Consider the following 1,273-nt stretch of genomic DNA (forward strand, 5'->3'; position numbering starts at 1 on the left):
TTTGATCAAAAAAGCGAGCGAATTTGGCTACATATTAGTTCAACAAGAAGAGTTAGTTGAGTGAGTTTCTTAGGAGAAAATAATTGGATTTTTTGTAATGCTACGGAGTCCAGTGTTTTCTACAAATTTTTACGTGATTTGTTAGCAAAATTGACGGTTGCTGAAATAATGGGTAAAACGCTTGTATAGTGTTTAGTAGAGAAAAGTTATGAAATATGAACAGTGGATAAAAATATTAAGTGCAGTAAATGCTGATGGTGATTTAAATCAGAGTAACATAATCGAAAAGATAAAAGAGAGGTTACAGAGGATAGATTTAAGTACATTCCAGGATTGGAAAAATGATAGATTTAACATAAATTATAAATTCACCTTATATACAGGTCTTGCCTCTTTTAAACTTACATTGTTATATTTGGCTACTCGGGATGGCTGCAAAAAGGTAGTAGAAGCTCTGATATCAAATGGAGCTGATGTTAATACGAAAGATATGAATGGACTGACCCCTTTATATTGGGCTGCCAAAATTGGTCACAAGGAGGTAGTAAATGCTCTAATAAAAGCGGGGGCGGGGGTTAATGTTAATGCAAAAAGTAAGAAGGAACAAACTTCTTTACATAGGGCTGCTGAAACAGGCCATACGGGTGCAATAAATGCTTTATTAGCAAAAGGGGCTGATATTGATGCAATAGATGATAATGGAGAAACTCCTTTACGTTTGGCTATTAAAAATGGCCATACAAAAGCAGTAAATGCTCTATTGGAGGCAGAAGAATTTAATATTAATACGAGTTATGGTTTATGGAGTTATGGATGGACTCTTTTACATTTGGTTATTGCAAATGACCATAAAAAGATAGTAGAAGTTCTAATAGCAAGTAAGGTTAGTATTAATACGAAGAGTGAAAATGGATGGACTCCTTTACATTGGGCTGCTGAAAATGGTTATACAGATGCAATAAATGCTCTATTAGCAGCAGGGGCTGATGTTGATGTGAGAGATTATTGGCTTTACGATACTCCTTTACATTTGGCTGTTAAAAATGGCCATACAGATGCAGTGAATGCTCTATTAGCAGCAGAGGCTGATGTTAATTTACAAAACACAGATGGCAAAACTCCTTTACATTGGGCTACTAAAAATGCCCATAAAGAGATAGTAGAAGTTCTAATAGCAAGTAAGGCTAGTGTTAGAGGTTGTCCGGAAACAAGTAAATTCAAGCATATTCCCTCTTTAACATAACCCTACTCATAGCTAGGTATATGAAATTCT

General features: G+C 35.1%; 1 protein-coding gene. It reads left to right on the forward strand.

Features of this window, described 5'->3' with window-relative positions:
* The first annotated feature begins 208 nt into the window (after window positions 1-208).
* Complete coding sequence (locus BA053_RS06190; RefSeq protein WP_065095450.1) at window positions 209-1,243, forward strand: ankyrin repeat domain-containing protein; 1,035 nt, start codon at window positions 209-211, stop codon at window positions 1,241-1,243.
* The last annotated feature ends 30 nt before the right edge of the window (window positions 1,244-1,273 follow it).

The organism is Wolbachia endosymbiont of Nomada ferruginata (genome assembly GCF_001675785.1).
GTDB lineage: Bacteria > Pseudomonadota > Alphaproteobacteria > Rickettsiales > Anaplasmataceae > Wolbachia > Wolbachia pipientis.

Coding starts and splice junctions, on each gene's coding strand:
- BA053_RS06190 (WP_065095450.1), top strand. CDS start 209: ATGAAATATGAACAGTGGATAAAAATATTAAGTGCAGTAAATGCTGAT.